A 2,674-nucleotide genomic window follows, 5' to 3' on the forward strand; every position below is an offset into this window, starting at 1 on the left:
CCTTCCCTCGGGAGGGTAAGGATTGGCAGGTTGTTTAAAGGTATAATGAGCTGAATACATAGGCTTCATTAAGCGAACCCGGTGAACTGAAACATCTCAGTAACCGGAGGAAAGGACATCAACCGAGACTCCCGTAGTAGTGGCGAGCGAACCGGGACCAGGCCAGTGCTCTTGTGACATAAAGGCGAACGATCTGGAAAGATCGGCCATAGCGGGTGACAGCCCCGTAGCCGTCAAACAGCAAGAGACTCGAGTAGGGCGGGACACGTGAAATCCTGTCTGAACATGGGGGGACCACCCTCCAAGCCTAAGTACTCCTCTACGACCGATAGTGAACAAGTACCGTGAGGGAAAGGTGAAAAGCACCCCGACAAGGGGAGTGAAACAGATCCTGAAATCGGAAGCCTACAAGCAGTCGGAGCCCCCAAGCGGGGTGACGGCGTACCTTTTGTATAATGGGTCAGCGACTTCATGTGTCGAGCAAGCTTAAGCCGTTAGGTGTAGGCGTAGCGAAAGCGAGTCTGAATAGGGCGCTAAGTTCGACGTATGACGACCCGAAACTAGGTGATCTATCCATGAGCAGGTTGAAGGTTAGGTAACACTAACTGGAGGACCGAACCCGTGAATGTTGAAAAATTCTGGGATGACTTGTGGATAGGGGTGAAAGGCCAATCAAACCTAGACATAGCTGGTTCTCCGCGAAATCTATTTAGGTAGAGCGTCCGACGAATTCCTTGGGGGGTAGAGCACTGGATGGTTGCGGGCTGCGCGAGCGGTACCAATACTAACCAAACTCCGAATACCCAAGAGAACTATCGGGCAGACACACGGCGGGTGCTAACGTCCGTCGTGAAAAGGGAAACAACCCTAACCATCATCTAAGGTCCCCAAGTCATGGCTAAGTGGGAAACGATGTGGGATTGCTTTGACAATCAGGAGGTTGGCTTAGAAGCAGCCATCCTTTAAAGAAAGCGTAACAGCTCACTGATCAAGCGATCCTGCGCGGAAAATGTAACGGGGCTAAAGCCATGCACCGAAGATATGGGTTTGCAGTTTACTGCAAGCGGTAGCGGAGCGTTCCGTAAGCCTGTGAAGGTCAACTGTGAGGTTGGCTGGAGGTATCGGAAGTGAGAATGCTGACATGAGTAACGATAAACAGTGTGAGAAACACTGTCGCCGAAAGACCAAGGGTTCCTGCGTAAAGCTAATCTGCGCAGGGTTAGTCGGCCCCTAAGGCGAGGCTGAAAAGCGTAGTCGATGGGAAGCAGGTAAATATTCCTGCACCAGCTGGAAGTGACGGATGGCATAACTTGTAAGGGCTTATTGGATTGTCCTTGCAGGGGCGTTGTCCCAGGAAATAACTCCAGCAGAGACCGTACCCGAAACCGACACAGGTGGTCAGGTAGAGCATACCAAGGCGCTTGAGAGAACTGTGCTGAAGGAACTCGGCAAATTGCACGCGTAACTTCGGAATAAGCGTGACTCACCCTGCGCAAGCAGGAATGAGTGGCACAAGCCAGGGGGTAGCGACTGTTTAGCAAAAACACAGGGCTCTGCGAAGCAGCAATGCGACGTATAGGGTCTGACGCCTGCCCGGTGCCTGAAGGTTAAAGGGAGGAGTGAAAGCTCCGAACTGAAGCCCAGGTAAACGGCGGCCGTAACTATAACGGTCCTAAGGTAGCGAAATTCCTTGTCGGGTAAGTTCCGACCTGCACGAATGGCGTAACGACTTCCCCACTGTCTCCAGCACAGGCTCAGTGAAATTGAATTCCCCGTGAAGATGCGGGGTTCCCGCGGTCAGACGGAAAGACCCTATGAACCTTTACTATAGCTTCGCCTTGGCGTTAGCGACCGTATGTGTAGGATAGGTGGGAGGCTATGAAACCGGGGCGCCAGCTCTGGTGGAGCCATCCTTGAAATACCACCCTTACTGTCGTTGACGTCTAACCGAGATCCGTTATCCGGATCCGGGACATGGCGTGGTGGGTAGTTTGACTGGGGCGGTCGCCTCCTAAAGTGTAACGGAGGCGCGCGATGGTGGGCTCAGACCGGTCGGAAATCGGTCGTCGAGTGCAATGGCATAAGCCCGCCTGACTGCGAGACTGACAAGTCGAGCAGAGACGAAAGTCGGCCATAGTGATCCGGTGGTCCCGAGTGGAAGGGCCATCGCTCAACGGATAAAAGGTACTCTAGGGATAACAGGCTGATTTTGCCCAAGAGTCCATATCGACGGCAAAGTTTGGCACCTCGATGTCGGCTCATCACATCCTGGGGCTGGAGCAGGTCCCAAGGGTATGGCTGTTCGCCATTTAAAGTGGTACGTGAGCTGGGTTCAGAACGTCGTGAGACAGTTTGGTCCCTATCTGCCGTGGGTGTTCGAAGCTTGAGAGGATCTGTCCCTAGTACGAGAGGACCGGGATGGACATACCTCTGGTGGACCTGTCGTGGCGCCAGCCGCGCAGCAGGGTAGCTAAGTATGGAATAGATAACCGCTGAAAGCATCTAAGCGGGAAACTAACCTCAAAACAAGGCTTCGCTGAGGATCGTGGAAGACTACCACGTTGATAGGCCAGGTGTGGAAGCGCGGTGACGTGTGAAGCTTACTGGTACTAATAATCCGATCGGCTTGATCGTTTCTCAGCAAAACTCATTCGGTTTTACTTGCCGATATACA

Annotated in this window: 1 rRNA gene; it reads left to right on the forward strand. The window is 53.1% G+C overall.

The features are described 5' to 3' along the window. Window positions 1-13 precede the first annotated feature (13 nt). Window positions 14-2,634: ribosomal RNA gene (locus tag HNP51_RS18310) — 23S ribosomal RNA — on the forward strand. Window positions 2,635-2,674: the final 40 nt, after the last annotated feature.

The sequence above is a fragment of the Brevundimonas bullata genome (assembly GCF_014207965.1).
GTDB lineage: Bacteria > Pseudomonadota > Alphaproteobacteria > Caulobacterales > Caulobacteraceae > Brevundimonas > Brevundimonas bullata_A.